Source organism: Pseudomonas grandcourensis, from assembly GCF_039909015.1.
GTDB lineage: Bacteria > Pseudomonadota > Gammaproteobacteria > Pseudomonadales > Pseudomonadaceae > Aquipseudomonas > Aquipseudomonas grandcourensis.
On sequence record NZ_CP150919.1, the window covers coordinates 5,974,708 to 5,996,217 of the forward strand.

General features: G+C 61.9%; 21 protein-coding genes. 8 read left to right on the forward strand and 13 right to left on the reverse strand.

Translation table 11 applies throughout. From position 1 onward, the window contains the following. Window positions 1-52 precede the first annotated feature (52 nt). Window positions 53-985 (reverse strand): drug/metabolite exporter YedA, encoded by a 933-nt coding sequence (gene yedA / locus AABM52_RS26840; protein WP_347909271.1) that lies wholly within the window; start codon window positions 983-985, stop codon window positions 53-55. A gap of 165 nt (window positions 986-1,150) precedes the next feature. Between yedA and AABM52_RS26845 the strand changes: the two genes are divergently transcribed. Next, window positions 1,151-1,603 carry an Lrp/AsnC family transcriptional regulator gene (locus AABM52_RS26845; RefSeq protein WP_007990688.1) on the forward strand — a complete coding sequence of 151 codons (453 nt, stop codon included), beginning with the start codon at window positions 1,151-1,153 and terminating at the stop codon, window positions 1,601-1,603. A 50-nt stretch (window positions 1,604-1,653) separates the two neighbouring features. Here AABM52_RS26845 and AABM52_RS26850 read toward each other — a convergent pair whose 3' ends face one another. The 3 genes from AABM52_RS26850 to AABM52_RS26860 all read right to left on the reverse strand — a co-directional run bounded on the left by AABM52_RS26850 (window position 1,654) and on the right by AABM52_RS26860 (window position 3,668). Further along, window positions 1,654-2,259 (reverse strand): 3'-5' exonuclease, encoded by a 606-nt coding sequence (locus AABM52_RS26850; protein WP_347909274.1) that lies wholly within the window; start codon window positions 2,257-2,259, stop codon window positions 1,654-1,656. A 22-nt stretch (window positions 2,260-2,281) separates the two neighbouring features. Next, window positions 2,282-2,761: an NYN domain-containing protein gene (locus AABM52_RS26855; RefSeq protein WP_007990686.1), complete on the reverse strand. Its 480-nt coding sequence runs from the start codon at window positions 2,759-2,761 to the stop codon at window positions 2,282-2,284. Between the two features lie 124 nt (window positions 2,762-2,885). Then, complete coding sequence (locus AABM52_RS26860; protein WP_347909275.1) at window positions 2,886-3,668, reverse strand: DUF2076 domain-containing protein; 783 nt, start codon at window positions 3,666-3,668, stop codon at window positions 2,886-2,888. Between the two features lie 178 nt (window positions 3,669-3,846). On the opposite strand from AABM52_RS26860, the gene AABM52_RS26865 reads away from it, so the two are divergent. Together AABM52_RS26865 and AABM52_RS26870 are read left to right on the forward strand one after the other, a co-directional pair. Then, window positions 3,847-4,521 carry a YciC family protein gene (locus AABM52_RS26865; protein WP_347909283.1) on the forward strand — a complete coding sequence of 225 codons (675 nt, stop codon included), beginning with the start codon at window positions 3,847-3,849 and terminating at the stop codon, window positions 4,519-4,521. Between the two features lie 66 nt (window positions 4,522-4,587). Next, window positions 4,588-5,667 carry an endonuclease/exonuclease/phosphatase family protein gene (locus AABM52_RS26870; RefSeq protein WP_347909285.1) on the forward strand — a complete coding sequence of 360 codons (1,080 nt, stop codon included), beginning with the start codon at window positions 4,588-4,590 and terminating at the stop codon, window positions 5,665-5,667. 74 nt (window positions 5,668-5,741) lie between these two features. Here AABM52_RS26870 and AABM52_RS26875 read toward each other — a convergent pair whose 3' ends face one another. From AABM52_RS26875 to AABM52_RS26895, 5 genes are all read right to left on the reverse strand, one after another. Further along, a complete protein-coding gene (locus tag AABM52_RS26875) occupies window positions 5,742-6,575 on the reverse strand; it encodes an ABC transporter ATP-binding protein (protein WP_347909287.1) in 834 nt (277 codons plus the stop codon). Next, on the reverse strand, window positions 6,563-7,366 hold the full coding sequence (locus tag AABM52_RS26880; RefSeq protein WP_007990681.1) for an ABC transporter permease: 804 nt from the start codon (window positions 7,364-7,366) through the stop codon (window positions 6,563-6,565). Before AABM52_RS26880 ends, AABM52_RS26875 begins: the two co-directional genes overlap by 13 nt. An 8-nt stretch (window positions 7,367-7,374) precedes the next feature. Continuing rightward, entirely contained in the window at window positions 7,375-8,361 is a 987-nt protein-coding gene (locus tag AABM52_RS26885) for an ABC transporter substrate-binding protein (protein ID WP_057400544.1), read from the reverse strand. A 464-nt stretch (window positions 8,362-8,825) separates the two neighbouring features. After that, on the reverse strand, window positions 8,826-10,196 hold the full coding sequence (locus tag AABM52_RS26890) for an aspartate aminotransferase family protein (protein WP_347909290.1): 1,371 nt from the start codon (window positions 10,194-10,196) through the stop codon (window positions 8,826-8,828). Window positions 10,197-10,217: 21 nt separating this feature from the next. Then, on the reverse strand, window positions 10,218-11,708 hold the full coding sequence (locus AABM52_RS26895) for an aldehyde dehydrogenase (RefSeq protein WP_347909292.1): 1,491 nt from the start codon (window positions 11,706-11,708) through the stop codon (window positions 10,218-10,220). A 226-nt stretch (window positions 11,709-11,934) separates the two neighbouring features. On the opposite strand from AABM52_RS26895, the gene AABM52_RS26900 reads away from it, so the two are divergent. Beyond that, on the forward strand, window positions 11,935-12,858 hold the full coding sequence (locus AABM52_RS26900; RefSeq protein WP_347909293.1) for a LysR family transcriptional regulator: 924 nt from the start codon (window positions 11,935-11,937) through the stop codon (window positions 12,856-12,858). Here AABM52_RS26900 and hrpB read toward each other — a convergent pair whose 3' ends face one another. Then, window positions 12,859-15,375 (reverse strand): ATP-dependent helicase HrpB, encoded by a 2,517-nt coding sequence (hrpB, locus tag AABM52_RS26905; RefSeq protein ID WP_347909294.1) that lies wholly within the window; start codon window positions 15,373-15,375, stop codon window positions 12,859-12,861. A gap of 100 nt (window positions 15,376-15,475) precedes the next feature. On the opposite strand from hrpB, the gene AABM52_RS26910 reads away from it, so the two are divergent. Then, window positions 15,476-15,895, forward strand: a complete 420-nt coding sequence (locus AABM52_RS26910; protein ID WP_218429792.1) for a polyribonucleotide nucleotidyltransferase — start codon at window positions 15,476-15,478, stop codon at window positions 15,893-15,895. A 41-nt stretch (window positions 15,896-15,936) separates the two neighbouring features. Further along, window positions 15,937-16,833, forward strand: a complete 897-nt coding sequence (locus tag AABM52_RS26915; RefSeq protein ID WP_347909295.1) for a cation diffusion facilitator family transporter — start codon at window positions 15,937-15,939, stop codon at window positions 16,831-16,833. On the opposite strand, the gene AABM52_RS26920 is transcribed toward AABM52_RS26915, so the two are convergent. After that, the gene (locus AABM52_RS26920; RefSeq protein ID WP_347909296.1) at window positions 16,827-17,870 is read right to left on the reverse strand and encodes a DUF6515 family protein; all 1,044 of its coding nucleotides are present in this window, start codon (window positions 17,868-17,870) and stop codon (window positions 16,827-16,829) included. The two genes, AABM52_RS26915 and AABM52_RS26920, sit on opposite strands and share 7 nt — an antisense overlap. Before the next feature lie 437 nt (window positions 17,871-18,307). Here AABM52_RS26920 and AABM52_RS26925 point away from each other — a divergent pair, with 437 nt between their 5' ends. Next, window positions 18,308-18,787: an Lrp/AsnC family transcriptional regulator gene (locus tag AABM52_RS26925; protein WP_056855781.1), complete on the forward strand. Its 480-nt coding sequence runs from the start codon at window positions 18,308-18,310 to the stop codon at window positions 18,785-18,787. Between the two features lie 247 nt (window positions 18,788-19,034). After that, the gene (locus AABM52_RS26930; protein ID WP_007937369.1) at window positions 19,035-19,244 is read left to right on the forward strand and encodes a DUF2788 domain-containing protein; all 210 of its coding nucleotides are present in this window, start codon (window positions 19,035-19,037) and stop codon (window positions 19,242-19,244) included. On the opposite strand, the gene AABM52_RS26935 is transcribed toward AABM52_RS26930, so the two are convergent. Both AABM52_RS26935 and amn read right to left on the reverse strand, forming a co-directional pair. Next, window positions 19,239-19,874, reverse strand: a complete 636-nt coding sequence (locus AABM52_RS26935) for a pseudouridine synthase (RefSeq protein ID WP_347909298.1) — start codon at window positions 19,872-19,874, stop codon at window positions 19,239-19,241. The two genes, AABM52_RS26930 and AABM52_RS26935, sit on opposite strands and share 6 nt — an antisense overlap. A gap of 71 nt (window positions 19,875-19,945) precedes the next feature. Beyond that, on the reverse strand, window positions 19,946-21,445 hold the full coding sequence (amn, locus tag AABM52_RS26940; protein WP_347909300.1) for an AMP nucleosidase: 1,500 nt from the start codon (window positions 21,443-21,445) through the stop codon (window positions 19,946-19,948). Window positions 21,446-21,510: the final 65 nt, after the last annotated feature.

Genomic DNA, 21,510 nt, shown 5'->3' on the forward strand with positions numbered 1-21,510 from the left:
GGAAAATTCAGCGCGGTTGTGCAAACGAGTGTGCAATGGCGCGCAGTTTACCCTAATTCACACGGGATTCTGTCGGTACTGCCTTCGCCACCACTGGCCGCTCTGGCGTGCGACGCCACTGCGGCAGGCCAATCAACACCACGGCGCTGATGATGACCGCCATCGCCAGGGCCTCTTCGATACCGATGGTTTCGCCGACAAACACGATCCCCAGCAACACCGCCACCGCCGGGTTGACGTAGGCATAGCTTGTGGCCGCCGCCGGGCGCACGTGTTTCAGCAGGTACATGTAGGCGTTGAAGGCGATGATCGAACCGAACACCGTCAGGTACGCCAGCGCAGCCCAACCTTCGATCGGTGGCAGCTTTTCCAGGTGCTCACCGCTGACTGCGCTGGCAATCAGCAACACCACACCGCCCACCAGCATTTCCACAGCGCTGGCCATCGCGCCTTGGGGCAGCGGCAGGTGCTTGCTCCATACCGAGCCGAAGGCCCAGGTCGCCGCCGCGAATATCAGCAAGGCCGCACCCAGAGGGCTCGATTGCAGGTTGGAGCCCAGGTTGAGCATGGCGATGCCGATCAAGCCGAGCACAATCCCGGCCCATTCCAGACGGGTATTACGCGCGCCCCAGAAATATCCGCACAGCAAGGTAAACAGCGGCACCGTCGCCACCGCCAAAGCCGCCACCCCGGAGGCCACGCCCGTATGCTCGGCCACGCTCACCGCGCCGTTGCCGCACGCCAGCAGCAAAATCCCGATGATCCCGGCAGCTTTCCACTGCGCCCAGGTCGGTGCCGGCGCCCCGCGCCAGCGCAGAAAGGCGTACATCAAGGTCCCGGCGATCACGAAGCGGATGCCGGCAAGCAGCAGTGGCGGCCAATATTCCACGCCAATGCGGATCACCAGGTAGGTCGAGCCCCAAATCACATACAAGGCGAAGAAGGCTGCGATCAAGGGTAAGGGAAAGCGACGAAGGCCGGACATGGGGGCAGCTCACAGGCAAGGACAAGTGAACGGCTATTCTAGAAAGGCCAGCGCCGAAAAATAAGTTACAAAACCTGTTTAAAGCGCCGGTACACTTTTCAAAACACGGAGTTCAGCGCTATAAACCGTGTTTTCGAAAGTCGGCCATTTTCAGGAGTCACCCCGATGGATAAGTACGACCGCATGCTGCTCAGCGCCCTGCTGGAAAACGGTCGCGCGTCCTACGCGGACCTGGCGCGCAAGGTCAACCTGTCTGCCCCGGCCGTGGCCGAGCGCGTGGCCAAGCTCGAAGCCAGCGGCGTGATCACCGGTTATCAGGCGAAGGTCGACATGGCCAAGCTCGGCCTGCCGATCCAGTGCGTGATCGAACTGCGCCTGAACCAGCACGGCAACCAGAAAGCCTACGACGACCTGATCAAAATCCCGCAATTGACCGAATGCCATCGGGTGACCGGTGACCCGTGCGTGATCATGCAGGCGGCGGTGGGCTCGATGCCGGAGTTGGAAGAGTTGATCAACCGGATTGCCACGTTCGGGTTCAGCAAGACGTCGATTGTGTTGTCGAGTGCGATAGAGAAGCGGGTGCCGTTGGGGCACATTGAGGGGAATGGCAAATAAACCCAAGACCACAGCAGATCAAAATGTGGGGATTTGCGGTGTTTTCGGGATCAGCGATAACGCTTTAGGTGCTCGCCCACTTTCGCCGCCGGGACCTTCTGCAACTTGCACAGCAAGTCATGGGACAGCTCGCGCAAACCATGCTTCTGGCGCAACTCTTCAGCCAGATGCGCCGTCAGGTTGGCCGCCATCTCGGCATCGGCCATGGCCCGGTGGGCCTTGCCGGTGTGGGGCAGGTTGGCGAAGGTGGTGAGGGTGCCGAGTTTGTGGTTCGGCGCGGCGGGCATCAGGCGGCGGGCCAGCAGCAGCGAGCAGGCAAAGTTCTGCAAGCGGGTGCGTTTGATTCGCCCGAGTTCAAAGTCCCAGAACTTCTGGTCGAACGCGGCATTGTGCGCGAGCAACGGGGTGCAGCCGACGAACTCATTCACCTCGTTCATCACCTGCTCCGCCGACGGCGCGGTGCGCAGCATGGCGTTGCTGATGCCGGTGAGTTGTTCGATGAAGGCCGGGACGCGCACGCCGGCGTCCATCAGGCTTTGGTAACGCTCGACAATGCGCCCCTGTTCAAGGATCACCACGGCGATTTCCGTGGCCCGGCAACTGCTGCTCGGGGAGATCCCGGTGGTTTCAAAGTCGATGACTGCTATGCGTTCCAAACCTGGTTCAACTCCGTAAAAATCAATTCTTGAGCAGCAACGCGCCTTCGATCGGCACGTAGCGGCTGGCGGCGCGGATCAGCGAGTTGGCGGTCAGGCCCGGCACACCGTAGGCCACCGCCTGCACCCCGTGTTTGCTGATGATGCGTTCGAGCAGCATGTCGAAATCACCGTCGCCGGAGGCCAGGACGATTTCATCGACATGGTCGGCGGCATCCATGATGTCGAGGGTAATGCCCACGTCCCAGTCGCCCTTGGCCGAACCATCGCTGCGCTGGATGTACGGCTTGAGCTTCACGGTGAAACCGAGGTTGCGCAGGATCTGCTGGAACTGCTGCTGTTTGCTGTCGCCACGGTCGATGGCGTAGGCGTAGGCTTCGACGATCTCGCCCTGTTTGCTGATGTCAGCCCACAGTGCGGCGTAGTTGAAGTGACAACCATAGGCCTGACGCACGGTGTAGTAGAGGTTCTGGACATCGGCGAACACTGCGATTTTTTTCACCGGCTTTCCTCAAGGCTGAATCAGGCACCAGGCCCGAAAAGTTGCCCAGTATGCCAGCCCGGAGGATTGTTCCGCGAATAATCGGCTATGTGGCAAGGGAGCAAGCTCCCTTGCCACATATGTGTCAGACGAAGGAATCGTCGTCGCCGCCAAAGAACGATGAGCTGTCATCGCTGTAGTCGGCGTCGCTGAACCCGCCCTGATCGTTACTGTAGGAATCGTTACCGGCCATACGCTGGTCATCGCCCCAGCCATTGTTGCCCTGGTCGTTGACCTGGGCCGGCTCTTCCTTGATGACTTCGACGACTTCCGGTTGCTGATTGTGATGGAACAGGCTGCTGATGCCTTGTGCCAGCATCACGCCACCCGCCACGCCAGCGGCGGTTTTCAACGCACCACCGAGGAAACTGCTGCCGGCCGCTGCCGGAGCCTGTTGTTGCGGCGCATAGCCCTGCTGTGGATAGTTTTGCGGCGGCGCGCCGAAGTTCTGCTGTGGCGGTTGCGAACCGAACGACGAGCGTCCCGGCTCACGCCAGCCACCGCTCGACGGCGGTGCACTCTGGGTTGGCGCGGGCTGTGGCTCACGGGAGCTGCCGCCAAAGATGCTCGACAAAAAGCCACCACTACTCGGCGCAGGAGCCGGGGTCGCCTGGGCCTTGGTCTGTTGCAGTTCGGCCTGCAGCTGCTGGACTTGCTGGGTCAGTTGTTTGTTCTGCTCATCGAGGCTCTTGATCGCCGCCTCTTGCACCAGAATCGCCTGGGTCATGAAATAACCGGCCGCGGGCTGGCGCGTCAGGTGTTCCTTGATCCGCGCCTCGGCCTGGACGTCGCGCGGGGCTGAGTCCGTTTCGGCCTGTTGCAGCCGGGAAAACAGTCCATCGATCAGGGTTTGTTCTTCGCTGTTCATGGCGACCTCGTAGATTGCCGGGGAAATCGTTGCCTTTATCCGATGAGGATAAGGTGCCCAACCTTAATGGAGGCTGAAACAAGATGTTTCAATGTCCTTTACCGAACGTTTACGTTTGCGTCCCCGAGCACTTGATCGGTTAAAGTGAGCCACTGCTTCCAACCTGCGATACCAACTGATGAATCCGTTAGATGTGCTGCGTGACTCCCTGTATTTCTTCAAGCGCAATCTGGGCCAGATCGTGCAACTGTGCCTGCCGCTGATAATGCTTGAGGCGCTGTTGCAACAAGTGGTCGACCACTCCACGGAGCCGGACAGTTTCCCCGGCATCAGCGTGATTGTCGGTTTGCTGGTGTACCCGCTGTACACCGCCGCGCTGATTCTGTTTCTCGACGCCCGCAGCCGCGGCGAATCGCCGAGCAACCGCGAGCTGCTGTCTAGGTCCGCCTACCTGTGGCCACGCTTCGCCCTGCTGACGGCGCTCAATACCGTGCTGATTCTGCTGGGCCTGTCGCTGTATTTCCTGCCGGGTATCTACCTGATGGTGACCCTGGCGTTTGGCGAATACCTGCTGGTGTTGCGCGGCCTGGCGCCGCTGGCGGCCATGAAGGAAAGCCTGCGCATGACCAAAGGTCACTTCCTGCGCATCCTGTTGTGCATTCTGTGTGTGATGGGGCCGTTGTGGCTGCTCAAGGGGGCCACCCTGGCGGTGTACCCGGAACCTCAGAACCCGGTGATCTCGCTGCTGATCGACAGCGCCCACAGTTTCCTGCAGCTGTTTACCAGTGTGGTGCTGTTCCGGCTGTTCATGCTGATCAACCCGTTGCCTGAGAGAAATGACAGCGCGCTCTGACCTTGGGCGCGGCCATCGCTCTCGGGTATGCTCGGGAGCAATTTTGTAACGCTAATAAGCCGAGCCATGACCCGTCTACTGCGCTACACCCTGCTGGGCCTGCTGATCGTGACCGGCCTGATCGCCGTGATGATCTACAGCCTGACCTGGCGCCCTGATGCCAAAGAAGTGTTGCCCGTCAGTTGCAGTGCCCATGCCCCCTCCCTGGTCCCCGGGCAGGCGTTGAAGGTGATGACCTGGAACGTCCAGTCCCTGGCCGGCAAGCGTTACGTATTCTGGAATGACCTGGCCGCCGGCACCGACGAACGCCCCACAGCGGAAGACATGGCCTTCAGCCTCGACGAAGTGGCGCGGGTGATTCGCGACGAACAGCCGGACATCGTGCTGTTGCAGGAACTGGACGACGGCGCCAAGGCCAGCGATTACCAACACCAGTTCAAACTGCTGCAAGAACGGCTCGCCGACTTGTATCCGTGTGGCACCAGCGCGTTCGACTGGAAGGCCGACTTCGTGCCGGACCCGCACATCTTCGGCAGTGTCGGCCGGCAACTGGCGACCCTGAGCCGTTACCAGATCGAACATGCCGAACGGCTGCAGTTGCCAGTCGCCTCGGGCAATCCGCTCAGCCGCCAATTCAAACCCAGAGATGCCTTGCTGGTGAGCTACTTGCCGTTGAGTGATGGCGGGCAAATAGCGGTGCTCAATACCCATCTGGACCGCGCCAGCCAAGCCGACAACTACTTGCAAAACCAGGTGAACGCCGTGGCCAGGACCCTCGATAAATTCGAAAGCCGTGGCACGCCGTGGCTGATCGGTGGGGATTTCAACCTGTTGCCGCTGGGCCAGTATCGACGCCTGTCCGATGCGCAACGCGCGCCCTACTCCGCCGACAGCCCGTTGCACCTGCTGTGGGACAAGTACCCGATGATCCCGACCAACAACGAAGCCAGTGGTATCGACCGCGAACGCTGGCTGACCCATTACCCGAACGATCCCGGGCTGAACGGCCCGGACCGGACCGTCGACTACCTGTTCTACAGCCCGCGGATCAAACGGGTGGAGGCAATGGTGCGCCAGGATGATACGTTGCGTATCTCCGATCACCTGCCAGTGATTGCGCGGTTCCTGCTGCCGGCTGCGCCGTAGCACCTCACTCCAGCCAGACACAAAACCTGTGGGAGCGAGATTGCTCGCTCCCACAGGGTCTGTGTATGCCCGACTTAATGCACCTCCTCCAGATCATCATGCAGCAGCCCGAAGATCTCGCGCTTCATCTCGATGAACGAGCGCTCCATGACCATATCGAGGTTGCGTGGGCGCTCAATCGGTACATCCAGAATCTGCTTGATCCGCCCAGGCCTGGCGCCCATCACATACACCCGGTCGCCGAGCAGGATCGCCTCGTCGATGTCGTGGGTCACGAACAACACGGTCTTCTTGCTGTTGCCCCACACCCGCAACAACAACTGCTGCATTTGCAGGCGCGTCTGGCTGTCGAGGGCGCCGAAGGGTTCGTCCATCAACAGGATTTGCGGGTCATTGGCCAGCGCGCGGGCGATGGCGACGCGCTGCATCATGCCACCAGACAACTGCTTGGCGTAGTTGTCGGCAAAGCCGCTCAGGCCCACTTCGTTGACGTAGTAATCAACGATGTCCTTGCGCTGCGCCGCCGGCATGCCGCGCCGCTTGAGGCCGAACTCGACGTTCTGCCGCACCGTCAGCCACGGAAACAGCGTGTAGCTCTGGAACACCATGCCGCGATCCGCACCGGGGCCTTCCACCTGTTGGCCGCCGACGTAAATCTCGCCCGAGGTCGGTTCGGCCAGGCCGGCGGTGAGGTACAGCAGGCTCGACTTGCCGCAACCCGAAGGTCCGACCAGTACGGCGAATTGCTGGTCCGGCACCTCGAACGACACTTCCTCCAACGCGGTAAAGGTACCGCCATCGGGCTTCTTGTAACTCAGGCTGACCTTGTCCACTTGCAACCGTGGCGCGTTCGCCGGGGCAGCATGAGGGGCGGTAAAACGATGAGTGGCGGCGGTTACTGAGCCCATGCGGTGATCCTCAGACGTAGGAAACGGAACAGTTGATCGGTGACCAGGCCCAGCAGACCGATGATCGCGATGGCGAGGAAAATCACATCCACCTGGAAGCCACGCATGGCCTTGAGGCTCAGGTAACCCAGGCCACTGGAAGCGGCGACCAGTTCAGCCACCACCAGGTAAGTCCAGGCCCAGCCCATGGTCACGCGCAGGGTGTCGAGCACACCTGGCAAGGAAGCCGGAGCGATCACGTGCAGCACCGCATCACGACGGTTGGAACCCAGGGTGTAGGAGGCGTTGATCAGGTCCTTGGAGATGCCTTTGGACACGTCCGCGATCATCACCAATTGCTGGAAAAATACGCCGAAGATGATCACCGACACCCGCTGCTCCAGACCGATGCCGATCCACAGGATGAACAGCGGCACGAACGAGGTCACCGGCAGGTAGCGAATGAAATTCACCAGCGGCTCAAGAAAGGCCTGGACGATGCGGAAGCTGCCCATCAACAGCCCCAACGGCACCGCCACCAGGGAGGACACGATGAAACCGACCATCACTACTTCGACACTGGCCCACACATGCTGGCCGAGGGTGCCGTCGCGACCCAGGCGCACGGCGGCCTCGACCACCGCGCCCGGCGTCGGCAGGAACATGCCCGGCACCACGCCGCCGTAGGACAAGCCGGCCCACAGGCCGACCAACAGCACCCAGGCCAGGCCGCTCGCGCTCCAGATCACCGAGACCGGCAAACCGGTCTTGGGCGTGATGCAACGGCTCAGCCATGAATTGCGCTTGAACATGCAGCCTCCTAGAGCGGGGTGACGAAACGGTTGTCGATCAGGTCGTCATTGCTGACGTTGTAGGGCTTGCCTTGCAGCTCGCTGGCGGTCTCGTTGGCCAGTTTGATCAGCGGTGCGCTGTCACCCGGTTTGCCCGGCGCGCCCAGCAGTTTTTCGCTCATGGCCTGATCGTAGAAACGCACGCCTTGCGCTGCGGCTTCCAGTTCCTTCGGATCGGCCAGGTAACCGCCAACACCCTTGGCCATGATTTTGTAGGCTTCCTGCGGATGATCCTTGGTGTACTGCACGGCTTTGTACAAACCGGCCACCAGGGCCTTGACGTCTTCCGGCTGTTTTTCGATCACGGTGCAGTTCAGTGCGACCACGTCGACGATCACCCCCGGTGTGCTGCTGCTGTCGATCAGCACCTTGCCCTGCTGCTTGTCGCGAACCATCGACAGGTGCGGCTCCCAGGTCACGGCAGCCGGTACGCGACCGGCGATGAACGCGGTGGCGGCGTCGTCGGCCGTCATGTTCTGCACGGTGATGTCGCTCATTTTCATGCCGTTCTTTTTCAGCAGATACGACAACCAGAACTGCGAGGTCGAACCTTCGTTCACCGCCACGGCCTGGCCTTTGAGCTCTTGCAGGCTCTTGACGTCCTTGCCTACCAGCACGCCGTCGCCACCATGGCTGTCGTCCAGCGCGGCCACGGCCTTGAAGCAGAATTGCGGACGGTACTTGAGCACCTCGTCGATGGTCGACGCCGAGCCGGACAACTCGCCGGAAGCTTGTGCGGCCATGTACATCGCCGCTTCTTCGACCACCGGCAACTCGACGGTCAAACCGTTCTCCTTGAAGTAGCCGAGGTCCTGGGCCAGGTACAGGGTGCCGTAGCCGACCCAGGTGGTATGACCGATGGACAGGGTGCCGGCCTGGGCGCTGGTGGCGACCGTCGCGGCGATGGCGGTGACCGCCAGTGGATGGGCAACGCGGGTAAGCAAGGACTTGATCATGGAGCACTCCCAAAGCTGTTGATTTAGTTTTGTCATGGGCAGTACGGCGAGCCCTGAATCGGCTGCGACCTGTGGTCTCTCAGGGACCCTTCGGCGGGCAGCATTCGGCGGGCTGGCGATATCGATGTTGGCCCAAGGGCGGGATTAGGAAAATGAGGAAATATGTGGATGCGAGTGATGAAAAAACTGGTTAGCGCGCACCGCGAAAGGGCGCTGTGGGCGGGGATGCCCGAGGTGGGTGCAAAGCTTGAGAACAGCAAAAGATCGCAGCCTTCGGCAGCTCCTACATTGGAATGCGATCCCCTGTAGGAGCTGCCGAAGGCTGCGATCTTTTATGTCTGTCGCAATCGCGAGCAGGCTCGCTCCTACAGGGGTCTATGTCGCCCTCGTTTCCGATGATCGACACAAATCCAATGTAGGAGCGAGCCTGCTCGCGATAAGGTCCGCAGGACCTTCCAGCAAGATCAGAGCCGGCCGTATTCCTGCGCCGTCCGATCCAGCGCTTTCAGGGTCTTGCTGATCAGCTCGTCAATCTCCTCACGACTGGCGATCAAGGCCGGCGCCATGATCATCCGGCCAAGGGTCGAGCGAATGATCACCCCCTCCTCGAAACCAATCGTACGGCAACGCCAGGCAATATCGTTCTCGTTGGCGAAACGCTTGCGAGTGGACTTGTCTTCGGCCAGTTGCAACGCCGCGACCATGCCGGTGCCCTGGATATCACCCACCAGCGGGTGCTTGCCGAACACTTCCCGCAGGCACTGTTGCAGGTACGGGCCGATGTCGTCCTTGACCCGCGTCACCACACCTTCGTCACGTAGCGCCTTGAGGTTGGCAATCGCCACCGCCGCCGCCACCGGGTGCCCGGAATAGGTCAAGCCGTGGGCAAACACGCCGCCCTGCTCCACCAGCACCGAGGCCATTTTCTTCGACAGGATCAAGCCGCCCATGGGGATGTAACCCGAGGTCAGGCCTTTGGCGATGGACAGGGTGTCCGGCTCGAAACCGAAGTACTCGTGGGCGAACCATTCGCCGGTACGACCGAAGCCGCCGATCACTTCATCCGCGCACAGCAGCACATCGTACTTGCGGCAGATGCGCTGGATTTCCGGCCAGTAGCTCTCTGGCGGGAAGATCATGCCGCCGGCGCCCTGGAACGGTTCGGCGATAAAGCCCGCGACCTTGTCCGCACCCAGTTCGAGGATCTTCGCTTCCAGTTGCTGTGCCGCGCGCAGACCGAACTCGGCCGGGGTCAGGTTGCCTTCGTGGGCGAAAAAGTACGGCTCGTCGATGTGCTCGATGTCCGGAATCATGCCGCCCATTTCGTGCATGAACTTCATGCCGCCCAGCGCCGTCGCGGCCAGGGTCGAACCGTGGTAACCGTTCCAGCGGCCGATCATGATTTTCTTCTCGGGCTTGCCGAGCACCTGCCAGTAGCGACGCACCGTGCGGATCAACACCTCGTTGGCTTCGGAGCCGGAGTTGGTGTAGATCGCGTGGCTGTAGTGAGCCGGCAGCAGGCTGAACAGCAGCTCGGACAGCTCGATCACCTGCGGGTGGGTGGTGTGGAAAAACATGTTGTAGTACGGCAACTGTTCCAGCTGCTGGCTCGCCGCAGCGGCCAGGTCCTTGCGCCCATAACCGAGGTTGGTGCACCACAACCCGGACATGCCGTCGAGGTAACGCCGGCCATCGTTGTCCCACAGGTGCAGGCGTTCGCCACGGACCATCACCCGTGGCCCCTCTTCGTTGAGGGCTTTCTGATCGACGAACGCATGGATGTGGTGCGCAGCGTCGGCGGCCTGGTAGTCGCGGGTGTCACGTGATGTGGTCATCGCCAGTTCTCCGTTTTGTTATCAGCGCAATTGAAACCAGGTGGTCTTCAACTGGGTGTATTTATCGAATGAATGCAGGGACAGGTCGCGGCCGAACCCCGACTGCTTGCCGCCGCCAAAAGGCACGGTCACGTCCAGCGCATCGACGCTGTTGACCGACACCGTACCGGCCCGCAATTGTCGCGCCACACGGTGGGCGCGGTTGAGGTCGTCGGTCCACAGCGAAGCCGCCAGACCGTAGACGCTGTCGTTGGCCAACTGCAAGGCGTGGGCCTCGTCGTCGAATGGCGTAATCGCCAGCACCGGGCCGAACACTTCATCGCGAAACAGCGGCATGTCCGGCGTCACGCCGGTGAAAATCGTCGGTTGGATGAAGTTGTCCGAGCCGTTGAAGATCGACTGCCGACCACCACAAACCTTGGTCGCGCCTTGCTGCTCGGCCTGCTGGATGAATTTCATGATGCGCGCAGTCTGACGGCTGTCGACGATGGCCCCGGCGGCGCTCGACGGGTCCAGCGGATCGCCCGGCAACCAGCGTTCGGCCTGGGCCTTGAGGCGCTCGACGAACTCGTCATGGATCGAGCGCTGCACCAGCAACCGCGAGTTGGCCGAGCAGACTTCGCCCTGATTGAAGAAGATGCCGAATGCGGCTTTTTCCGCTGCCAGATCGAGGTCCTGGCAATCGGCGAACACCAGGTTCGCACTCTTGCCACCGCACTCCAGCCACACCTGCTTGAGGTTCGACTGGGCCGAGTACTGCATGAAATATTTGCCGACTTCGGTGGAGCCGGTGAACACCAGGCAATCGACGTCCGGGTGCAGGCCCAGAGCCTTGCCGGTCTGTTCGCCGAGGCCCGGCAGTACGTTGAGTACACCTGGCGGAATCCCCGCCTCCAGCGCCAGCTCAGCCAGGCGCAGGGCGGAAAACGGCGATTGCTCGGCCGGTTTGAGGACTACCGAGTTACCGGCGGCCAGGGCCGGGGCGAGTTTCCACGCCGCCATGTCCAGAGGGAAATTCCACGGCACCACGGCAGCCACTACGCCCAAGGCTTCGCGAGTAATGGTTGCCAGCACGTTCTGCGCACTCGGCGCGACCTGGTCGTAGAGCTTGTCGAGGCTCTCGGCGTACCAGCGGAACACGCCTGCGGCACCCGGTACGTCGATGTTGTAGGCATCGGTGACGGGCTTGCCCATATTCAGCGAATCGAGCAGCGCCAGCTCTTCACGGTTTTCCAGGATCAAGTCGGCCAGGCGCAACAGTACTTGCTTGCGTTCGGTCGGCGAGCGCGCAGCCCAGGTGCCCGCCTCGAAGACCTGCCGCGCATTGTGTACCGCTGCGTTCACATCTTCTTCGCCGCAGGCGGCAATGTTGGCCAGGCATTGCCCGGTGGCAGGGTTGATCGCGGCGAAAGTCTGCCCCGACTGCGCCGGGCGGCGCTGGCCGTCGATCACGGCCTGGTCGGGAAACCGCATAGAAGCGGCCTTGCGTTGCCAATACTCAAGCTCGAACACGTTCAGATGCTCCAGAGGACATTCTTGTGTATTGGATAGTCGCTCAGGCCCGAGCGGTGGAAAACCAGTAAAAATGTGTTCGCAGGCCAAGAAAAAACTACGTAGCCAATCTCCCTTCTGGCGCAGCATGTGGTTATTGTTCAAACACAACAAATCGCTACCCGAGCGGATAGGGGTGGCGCGCAAATTGCCTGGATGCCTGATCCGTTCTCCCCCGAGGTTTGCTGTGGCTGCCTACAATCTGCGTCAACTGAAATACTTCATCACCACCGTCGAGTGCGGCAGCGTCGCCGAGGCCTCGCGCAAGCTGTACATCGCCCAGCCTTCGATCTCCACGGCCATCAAAGGGCTGGAAGACAGTTTCGGCGTGCAACTGCTGATCCGCCATCACGCTCAGGGGGTGTCATTGACCCCCAGCGGTGCACGCTTCTACCGCAAGGCCCAGGAACTGCTGCGCATGGCCAAGGAGTTCGAGCAGAACGCCTTGGCCGACAACGACGTGGTCGCCGGGCAGATCGATATCGGCTGCTTCGAAACCGTCGCGCCGCTGTACCTGCCGCAATTGATTGCCGGGTTTTCGGCGCTGTACCCGGGGGTGGAAATCCGCATCCGCGACGGCGAGCAACAAGAGCTGGTGCAAGGCCTGACCTCCGGTGCTTTCGATCTGGCGATTCTTTACGAGCACGATCTGGACGGCACCATCGAGACCGAACCGCTGATGCCGGCGCAACGACCTTACGCCCTGCTGCCGGCGGATCACCGCTTTGCCCAGCAAGCGCAAGTGTCGCTGCGGGATCTGTACCTGGAGCCGATGATTCTTCTGGACGTGCAGCCGAGCCGGACCTACTTCGTCAGCCTGTTCGAAGAGCTGGGCCTGACGCCACGGATCGCCTTCAGCTCGCCATCGATCGAGATGGTGCGCGGCATGGTCGGACAGGGATTCGGGTTCTCAATCCTGGTGACCAAACCGCATTCGGAGTGCACCTACGACGGGCAAAAAGTGGTGTGCGTGGACATTTCCGAGGACGTCACCGGTTCCGGGCTGGTGGCGGCATGGCTCAAGCGTGGGCAACTGACCAAGCCGGCGCAGTTGTTTGCTGACTATTGCCGCGAACAACTGACCGCCAAGGCTGAAAGACCTGCCCCGTAACTACTTGCGCGGTTTTATCCGCGCGGTGGCTTCGGCCACCAGCGGATCATCCGGCCAGTAATGCTTCGGATAACGCCCCTTCAAATCCTTCTTCACCTCGGCATAGGTGCTGCGCCAGAAGTTGGCCAGGTCCTGAGTCACCTGCACCGGCCGCCGCGCCGGGGACAACAGATGCAGTTTGACCACCTGCCGCCCCCCGGCAATGCGCGGGGTTTCGGCCAGGCCGAACAACTCCTGCAAGCGCACCGCCAGAATCGGCGGCTGTTCGCTGTAGTCCAGACGAATCGACGAACCCGACGGCACGCTTAGATGATGGGGCGCCAGTTCGTCCAGCCGTTGCGGCAGCGGCCACGGCAGCAGGTTGTGGACGATGCTCGACAGGTCCAGGTTGGCGAAGTGACTGAGCCGCGAAACCTTGCCCAGATACGGCATCAGCCAGTGTTCCAGACTCTTGAGCAACGCCGCATCGCTGACATCGGGCCACTCGCTCTCGCCCTTGGCGGCGAGGTCCAGTTGCCGCAACAAGGCGACCCGCGCCTGCCACTGACGCAGCTCCGGGGTCCACGGCAACAGCTCCAGGCCTTTGCGCCGCACCAGGTTGACCAGCGCCTGGCTGCGGGCGGTTTCGTCGAGGCCGGTCAGTGGCTCGCGGCTGAGGATCAGTTCGCCAACCTTGCGCTGACGCTCGGCCCGCAGCACGCCTTCGCGCTCATCCCAATCCAGTTGATCGACGCAGCGTACCTGCTCGGCCAGTACTGAATCGAAGAGCGCCGGATCGAAGTCCGTCGCCAGGTAAATCCGCTCCTCACGCTGGCCCTGGCGACTGCCCAGATCGGCAATCACCAGCCACGCTTGCTTCATCAGGCTGTCGGCTTCGGCGAACAGTGCGGCACGTCCGTTGGCCAAGCGATATTCCGCACCACCGGGGCGCCGTTGCTGGGCGACCCGGTCGGGATAGGCCAGCGCCAGCAACGCGCCGAGCCAGCGCGGATGATCGGGATCGCTGACCGGCTCCGAGGCTTTGCCGCGCAGGTAACCACGATACTGCCGCGCCAGTTGCCGGGCGCGTTGCACCCCGCCCTGGGCACCGCGTGCGGCGCGTTCTTCGCCAGACAGCAATACCAGTCGGCTGTGCAAGTCCGCCCCGGCGCCGCGCAAGATATCGCGCTCGCCGAGCAGTGCCGCGACATCACAGGCCATGTCCGCCAGACCCAGCGCCTGGCCGCGCAACAGCAAATGCGCGATGCGCGGATGCGCCGGCAGTTCGGCCATGGCCTGACCGTGACGGGTCAGCGCTTCGCCCTCCAGAGCCCCCAGGCGTTCGAGCAGATCCTGAGCCTGTGCATAAGCGGCGGCCGGCGGCACGTCGAGCCACACCATTTGCCCGGGCGTCACGCCCCAACGCCCCAGTTGCAAGGCCAGCCCGGCGAGGTCCGCCGAAAGGATTTCCGCACTGCCATAGGCCGCCAATTGCTCGTGCTGATCCTGGGACCACAAGCGATAACACACGCCGGCTTCCAGGCGCCCGGCCCGGCCCGCGCGCTGGATGGCGCTGGCCTTGGAAATGCGCTGGGTGTCGAGACGGGTCATGCCGCTGCCGGGGTCGAAACGCGGCACCCGCGCCAGCCCGGCATCGATTACGACGCGTACGCCGTTGATGGTCAGGCTGGTTTCGGCAATGTTGGTGGCCAGCACCACTTTGCGTTTGCCCGCAGGAGCCGGATCGATTGCTGCCCGTTGCGCGGCGAGGTCCAGTTCACCGTGCAATGGGCACAGTAGAACCTGAGTGTTTTCGCCCAAGGCATCGGCCAGTTGCTGATGCACGCGGCGGATTTCTGCCTGCCCCGGCAGGAACACCAGCACGCTGCCGGTCTCGTCGTTCAAGGCTTCGAGGATGGTCTGCACCAGACGCGGCTCGATGAATTCACCGGTCTGGAACGGCCGGCCCCAACGCATCGCCACCGGGTACATGCGCCCTTCGCTGCGCAGGATCGGCGCGTCGTCGAGCAACCCGGCCAAGCGTTCGCCTTCGAGCGTGGCGGACATCAAGAGGATTTTCAGCGGCTGATCGTCACGGAACAGTTCGCGGCCATTGAGGCTCAGGGCCAGCGCCAGATCAGCGTCGAGGCTGCGTTCGTGAAATTCGTCGAAGATCAGCAGGCCCACGCCCTCAAGCGCAGGGTCATCCTGCAAACGCCGGGTGAGGATGCCTTCGGTGACCACTTCGATGCGGGTGTTGGGGCCGACCTTGCTGTCGAGCCGAATGCGATAGCCCACGGTTTCGCCGACCTTCTCCCCCAACTCACTGGCCAGACGTTCCGCCGCTGCACGCGCGGCCAACCGGCGGGGTTCGAGCATCAGGATGGTCTGCCCGGCCAGCCACGGTTCATTGAGCAAGGCCAAAGGCACCCGGGTGGTTTTACCGGCGCCGGGCGGCGCTTCAAGCACGGCTTCGTGGCGTGTAGCGAGGGCTTCACGCAGGGCGGGTAAAACTTCATCGATCGGCAAAGAAATCATGCTGGCTCCAAAACAGAGGCGCGAGTATAACGGCGAACTGTTTGGCGTAGTCTGGGCTCTAACCAGTAACGTTATTGGCGTTCTACTCAGGAGATTTCATATGCGTGCTCCCTTTCGCCTGATTGGCGGTGTTCTGGTCGCAACCTTGCTGACTCAAGTGACCGCCTGCGGTTCGATCTTCTACCCGGATCGCCGGGGCCAGATCGAAGGCAAGATCGACCCGGCCATCGCCGCGCTCGACGCCGTGGGCCTGCTGTTCTACATCATCCCCGGCCTGATCGCATTTGCCGTGGACTTCGCCACCGGCGCGATTTACTTCGAGCCGGGCAAGACCGCCCAGGTCGACCCGCAAAAACTCAAGGACGCCATCGGTGCCGACGGCAAGGTCGATAACCGCAAGTTGCAGACTATTCTGGAAAGCGAACTGGGCCGCAGCTTCCCGCTGGACGATCCACGCCTGATCCAGAGCAAAGGCAGCGCACAGCAACTGGCGATGTTCGGCCTGCAACCCGCAGCGTAATCCCTACGCGCGAAAGGACTCTTCAAGGAACGATGGCCTCTATGACCTCCAGCTCCGAACACGCCCGCCTGCTGCGGCTGGCGACCCGTGCCTCGGTGGCGGTGGCGTGCACATTGATTGTCGCCAAAGCCATCGCCTGGTGGCTGAGCGGCTCGGTGAGCATGCTCGCCGGGCTCACCGACTCGACACTCGACGGCGTCACGTCATTGCTCAACCTGCTGGCGGTGCATTACGCCCTGCGCCCCGCCGACAATGATCATCGCTACGGGCACGGCAAGGCCGAATCGTTGGCTGGCATGGCCCAGGCGTTGTTCATTGGTGGCAGTGCGGTGCTGATCGCGTTGCAGGCCTATGAGCGGCTCAAACATCCCGAACCGGTCGGCGCGCCGTGGATCAGTATCGGCGTGATTGTGTTCTCCCTCGCGTTGACCCTGGCGTTGTTGATGTTTCAACATCGGGTGGTCAAGGCCACCGGCTCCAACGCGGTGCGCGCCGACTCCCTGCACTACCGCTCGGACCTGCTGCTCAACGGCAGCATTCTGATCGCGCTGGTGTTGGCCGGGTTTGGGCTGCACCAGGTCGACCCCTGGTTCGGTCTGGGAATCGCTGCCTACATTCTGTGGAGCGCGGTGCAGATCGCCCGGGAGAGCTTTGCAGTGTTGATGGATGAAGAGCTGCCGCCGGAGGTCAGCCAGCACATGCTGGAATTGGCGTGCAGTGTGCCTGGCGTATTGGGTGCCCATGACCTGCGCACGCGGATCTCCGGCAATCAATGGTTTGTGCAGTTGCATCTGGAGCTGCCGGGGGAACTGACGCTATCCGTTGCCCACGGCATCAGCGATCAGGCGGCCGCGGCGATTCACACCGCCTACCCGCGGGCCGAAGTGCTGGTGCACGCCGATCCGCAGGAAGTGGTGAAAGCCGCCCTGGATCAGTAAGTCACCTGATAACCGCGACTGCTCAGGCAGTTGCCCTGGGCCTGTCGGTAGGCTTGCACCACTGACGGGTCTGGCTGGTAGGTGGCGGTTCGTGGATCGAAACCACTCTGCTGCACCGCGTATTGATAACACTCGTAACCGTCCCGACTGACCTGCTCCGGCGACTGACCGTTGGCTGGATAGGCCTCCACGTCATAACCATTGTTGCCGGCGGGAGGTTGCGATTGGCCAACCGGCGGTTCGACCACGACGTAGTCCTGAGTGCTTTCCTGATAGGCGTAATACGAACCGGCCGCGAGGAACAGCAATGCCCCGCCGATCCACACTTGCTCGGCGTAATCGGGCAAGTATCTGACGCGAATCCCGCGCGGTGGCTCTACCACCTCATAGCGCGGGCCCAGCGGGCGATACCAGTAGCCACCGGAATAGTAGTAATCCATCCCACGGTAAGGCACGCGGAAGTTGCGCTCGGGGAAGCGGTCGATCACCTGGCCGGGGCGATACCTGGGGCCTGACCCCCAACCGTTACCATGGCCATTCGGGCGCCCCTGCCCGTGATTGTCATAGGACGGTGCGCCTGTGTAGCCATTCCAGTGCTGGTTGTAATCGTTGCGACGCGGCTGATCCTGATAGTAGCCACGCTGCGGCTGCTGGGTCTGGCGCACGGTGTCGGGCCGGGGCTGGATTGGCATGTCAGTGGCCGGCATCTGCGGCGGAGGTGGCGGCGAGCGCACCCGGCTGTTGAAATCCGGCGCTGGACGGTTCTGCCACTGGCCATTGTCCTGATGCTGATTCTGGCCGTTGTGCTCGTACTGGCGATTGTCGTTGTTCTGCGCCCGGGGCTGATTCTGCTGCTGGCCGTTTTGCGGATGCGGCTGGTTGCTGCCACCATGGCCCTGGTTATCGCCCTGATGCCCACCCTGGCCGTGTTGCTCGCCATCATGGCCACGGTTTTGCGGTTCATCGGCCATCGTTTGCGCGGTGACACTGACACATAGCAAACCAACGCCGGCCAAACGCCAGATGCGCGATTTCATGCTTTTCCTCATTGCGGGTAAGGGCCTGTACATAAGACTGGGAAAGCAGTGGCCGGTTCTGCGACAGGTTATCAGTCACGCAACTTATTTATTGAGGGTCGGGGGGCAAATTGCGCACAAGAAAAAGGGGAGACCCGTCGGCCTCCCCTTAGAGAACTTCGTCCTGGCTCGACGCTTGTGGCGCCGGCTCACCTCACGCCGTCTTCTGGACAGTGTGTAGCTCGGGGGCCGGCACATCCCCGGTGGGGGTGGCGACCGCGGCGGGCCTGATTCGGCGAGCCGCACTGGACTGTTTGTCCGAGCAGTGATTCTGGTGATAAGAATAGGCCGGGGGCACCGGCAGAGGATTGCGAAGATTGCTGAATTAAACATCACTTGCGCAATTTTTAACCCAGGATACATAATCCTTCGCAATAGTTACGACAAAGGACCGTTTGATGAGCAAGCTCGACCGTTACGACCTGAGTATTCTGGCGGAATTGCAGCGCGACGCACGCATCTCCAACCAGGAGCTGGCCGAGCGCATCGGCCTGTCGCCTTCGCCGTGCTCGCGACGGGTCAAGCAACTGGAAGACGACGGCTACATTTCCCGCCAGGTCGCCCTGCTCGACCGCAAGATGCTCGGCCTGAGCCTGACCGCTTACGTGCTGATCGGCATGGACCGTCATACGCCGGAGCGTTTCGAGAACTTTGAACAGGCCATTCGCACCTTGCCGCAAGTACTGGAATGCAGCCTGGTGACCGGGATGGATGCCGACTATCAACTCAAGGTCGTGGTGCCGGACATGGATCACTACCAGAAACTGCTGCTGGGGCATCTGACGCGGATTGAAGGGGTGACCAGCGTGCGGTCGAGTTTTGTGTTGAACCAGGTGTTGAATAGCACCGAACTGCCTTTGACTCATCTGCGTAGCTGATAGAGGGTTGAAGGGCTGACTGTGGCGAGGGAGCTTGCTCCCGCTCGGCTGCGAAGCAGTCGCAAACCCGACACATGCAGTGTGCCAGAGGTAACTCGATTACAGATTTCAGGGCTGCTGCGCACCCCAACGGGGGCAAGCCCCCTCGCCACAGGTGCGACACACCGACGCAGGTCAATACAGCGCGAACCCGCGCAGGCGTATACTCCCCGCGCCCTTTTAGCCACGCCCGCGCTGGAGATGTTCGATGGATCCTGCCGTTTTCGAAGAGTGGATGATGACCGGACTGGTCAGCATCCTGATCATTTTCATGGGTTTCATCGTCTGGGATCTGGCGAAGAAGTCCAAAGCCGGGCGCTTTGGCTCGTTCATTCTGTTCTTCGTGCTGGGCCTGGGCGTGGCGGCGTTCGTGATCAAGAGCGTGGTGATCGGCCTGATCGAATCCGGCACGTTATAAGCGCGCCGGCACTTCTTTCCACTGGCCCTGATCGAGCCCTTCGATCGTCCAGTCGCCGATCCTGACCCGCACCAGGCGCAAGGTCGGCAACCCGACCGCCGCAGTCATGCGCCGCACCTGCCGATTGCGACCTTCGCGAATCACCAACTCAAGCCAGCTGGTCGGCACGCTTTTACGAAAGCGCACCGGCGGATTGCGTGGCCACAACTCGGGCTCGTCCAGTTGCCGCGCCTCGGCGGGCAGGGTCATGCCGTCATTCAATTCGACGCCGTCGCGCAAGCGTTGCAACTGCTCGGCGTCCGGCTCGCCCTCGACCTGTACCCAATAGGTCTTGGCCAGTTTGTGTTTCGGGTCGGCGATCCGCGCCTGTAGCTGGCCGTCGTTGGTCAGCAATAACAAGCCTTCGCTGTCCCGGTCCAGCCGTCCGGCCGGATAGATTCCCGGTACATCGATGTAATCCTTGAGGGTCGCGCGCCCTTCGCCGTCGCTGAATTGCGTCAGCACATCGAAAGGTTTGTTGAACAGGATCAACTTCGGCTCGGCCGGTGGTGCCTTGGCAACACGACGCGGGGCTGAAGGTGAAGGTTTCGCGCCAGGGCGGCGAGAAACGGGGCGTTGAGGACGGGACATGGCGAAGAGAACATCTAACGGTCAGGGCTGCTAATGCTAGTGCCCTGACCGTCAAATGACCATGACAACTGTTAGCGGAACGGCGGCTCGTCGAAGCTGCGCAGTTTGCGCGAGTGCAGCGAGTTGAGTTCGGTGCGCAACAGATCCACCGCCTCGATACCGATCTTCAGGTGCTGGCTGACCGCGCGTTCATAGAAGGCGTTGGCCGAGCCCGGCAGCTTGATTTCGCTGTGCAGCGGCTTGTCCGAGACGCACAGCAACGTGCCGTACGGCACCCGCAAGCGATAACCCTGCGCGGCAATCGTGCCGCTTTCCATGTCCACCGCCACGGCACGGGACAGGTTGATCAGCGGCCGTTCCTGGGCCCAGCGCAGCTCCCAGTTACGGTCGTCGTAGGTCAGCACGGTGCCGGTACGCAGGCGTTTCTTCAGTTCGTCGCCCTTCTCGCCGGTGACGTTGGCCGCCGCTTGCTGAAGCGCGAGTTGCACTTCGGCCAACGCCGGAATCGGAATGTTCGGCGGCACCACCCGGTCGAGAATCCCGTCGCGACGCATGTAGGCGTGGGCCAGCACGTAATCGCCAATGGTCTGCGACTGACGCAGGCCGCCGCAGTGACCGATCATCAGCCAGCAATGCGGGCGCAGCACGGCCAGGTGGTCGGTGATGTTCTTGGCGTTGGACGGGCCGACACCGATGTTGACCAGGGTCACGCCGTGACCATCGCTGGCGATCAGGTGATAGGCCGGCATCTGGTAGCGGTGCCAGACCACACCGGCAGCAATTGCCGCGGCTTCGTCGTGGTCCATGCTCTTGTCGATGATCACGTTGCCCGGCAGCACCATGCGCACGAAACGCGGATCGCTGCGCAGTTGCTCCAGGCCATGGACGATGAACTGGTCGACGTAACGGTGATAGTTAGTCAGCAGAATCCACGGCTGCACATGCCGCCAGTCGCTGCCGGTGTAATGCACCAGTCGGCGCAGGGAGAAATCCACCCGCGCAGCATCGAACAGGGCCAGAGGCAGCGGATCGGTGTTTTCCCAATCGTACAAACCGTCGGCAATGCCGTCGGTCGCGGCCGACAGGTCAGTGCTCGGGAACACTCGCGCCAGCACGGCGGCGGTGACGCCGGAACCCGCCAGTTCATCGCCCTGCTCGACCACATACGGATACGGGATGTTCTGCTGGCTGACACCGACTTCCACGGTCACGGTGAAGTCGTGCATCAGTGGAACGAGCTGTTCCAGCAGGTATTTACGGAAAGCCGAGGGATGGGTGACGGTGACGCTGTAGGTGCCCGGCAGTTGGACCTTGGCGTAGGCACGGGTGGTCTGCGGAACTTCGCCCTGGCAAAGGTAGGTCAGGCGCAGTTCGGGATAACGGAACTGCGCTCGCTGTTCGGCGTCCGGCTCAACGCGGTCCTTGAGGTAGCGCTTGAGCGCCTGGCTCAGCGCGGTGGTTGCACGATTGTGCAAGAGTGCAAGCCGATCCACGGCTTGCTCGGCGGTTTGAACGACAATAAAAGCTTCGGTCACGATCAGCATCCTGTGTTCTGACTTGCAGACCTTCATCTTGCCTGCATCGTCGCCTCACGGGAACAGCCAAAAAAGATCGCAGCCTGCGGCAGCTCCTACAA

What these genes read in the sequence shown, in the direction of transcription:
- AABM52_RS26925 (WP_056855781.1), top strand. Translation starts at nt 18,308, where the DNA reads ATGAGCAAGCTCGACCGTTACGACCTGAGTATTCTGGCGGAATTGCAG.
- AABM52_RS26860 (WP_347909275.1), bottom strand. Translation starts at nt 3,668, where the DNA reads ATGAACAGCGAAGAACAAACCCTGATCGATGGACTGTTTTCCCGGCTG.
- AABM52_RS26865 (WP_347909283.1), top strand. Translation starts at nt 3,847, where the DNA reads ATGAATCCGTTAGATGTGCTGCGTGACTCCCTGTATTTCTTCAAGCGC.
- AABM52_RS26890 (WP_347909290.1), bottom strand. Translation starts at nt 10,196, where the DNA reads ATGACCACATCACGTGACACCCGCGACTACCAGGCCGCCGACGCTGCG.
- AABM52_RS26870 (WP_347909285.1), top strand. Translation starts at nt 4,588, where the DNA reads ATGACCCGTCTACTGCGCTACACCCTGCTGGGCCTGCTGATCGTGACC.
- AABM52_RS26845 (WP_007990688.1), top strand. Translation starts at nt 1,151, where the DNA reads ATGGATAAGTACGACCGCATGCTGCTCAGCGCCCTGCTGGAAAACGGT.
- AABM52_RS26910 (WP_218429792.1), top strand. Translation starts at nt 15,476, where the DNA reads ATGCGTGCTCCCTTTCGCCTGATTGGCGGTGTTCTGGTCGCAACCTTG.
- amn (WP_347909300.1), bottom strand. Translation starts at nt 21,445, where the DNA reads ATGAAGGTCTGCAAGTCAGAACACAGGATGCTGATCGTGACCGAAGCT.
- yedA (WP_347909271.1), bottom strand. Translation starts at nt 985, where the DNA reads ATGTCCGGCCTTCGTCGCTTTCCCTTACCCTTGATCGCAGCCTTCTTC.
- AABM52_RS26875 (WP_347909287.1), bottom strand. Translation starts at nt 6,575, where the DNA reads ATGGGCTCAGTAACCGCCGCCACTCATCGTTTTACCGCCCCTCATGCT.
- AABM52_RS26880 (WP_007990681.1), bottom strand. Translation starts at nt 7,366, where the DNA reads ATGTTCAAGCGCAATTCATGGCTGAGCCGTTGCATCACGCCCAAGACC.
- AABM52_RS26920 (WP_347909296.1), bottom strand. Translation starts at nt 17,870, where the DNA reads ATGAAATCGCGCATCTGGCGTTTGGCCGGCGTTGGTTTGCTATGTGTC.
- AABM52_RS26885 (WP_057400544.1), bottom strand. Translation starts at nt 8,361, where the DNA reads ATGATCAAGTCCTTGCTTACCCGCGTTGCCCATCCACTGGCGGTCACC.
- AABM52_RS26930 (WP_007937369.1), top strand. Translation starts at nt 19,035, where the DNA reads ATGGATCCTGCCGTTTTCGAAGAGTGGATGATGACCGGACTGGTCAGC.
- AABM52_RS26915 (WP_347909295.1), top strand. Translation starts at nt 15,937, where the DNA reads ATGACCTCCAGCTCCGAACACGCCCGCCTGCTGCGGCTGGCGACCCGT.
- hrpB (WP_347909294.1), bottom strand. Translation starts at nt 15,375, where the DNA reads ATGATTTCTTTGCCGATCGATGAAGTTTTACCCGCCCTGCGTGAAGCC.
- AABM52_RS26935 (WP_347909298.1), bottom strand. Translation starts at nt 19,874, where the DNA reads ATGTCCCGTCCTCAACGCCCCGTTTCTCGCCGCCCTGGCGCGAAACCT.